At 45.0% G+C, this 313-nt stretch carries 1 pseudogene; it reads right to left on the reverse strand.

From position 1 onward, the window contains the following. Nucleotides 1–305, reverse strand: a pseudogene (locus AB4486_RS25365) (histidine kinase); the annotation flags it as partial. Nucleotides 306–313: the final 8 nt, after the last annotated feature.

Raw genomic sequence — 313 nt, forward strand, 5'->3', positions numbered from 1 at the left:
GCGACAGCTCTATAGCCTTTTTCGTCGTTGACTTCAGAATCTAAGAACGTAAAGCCAAACAAATCTTCACTGCCTAGACGGGCACGAAGCACACCATCCGATTTTCGTTGCTCCATAGAGCCCGTTCGAATGATATAGAGCGATTTTTCCTTCCCAGACTCACACAAATCGACCACATCTCCCTTGCCGAGATAAGTAATTTGCACGTTAGAGGCAAGTTCGCGAAGTGCTTGTTTAGGGATCTTATCGAATGGGTCGATTTGACCTATGAATTGAAGAATATTTGGCAGTAGAGACTGGGGCATAATCACAC

Source organism: Vibrio sp. 10N.222.55.C6, assembly GCF_041473395.1.
Lineage (GTDB): Bacteria > Pseudomonadota > Gammaproteobacteria > Enterobacterales > Vibrionaceae > Vibrio > Vibrio crassostreae_C.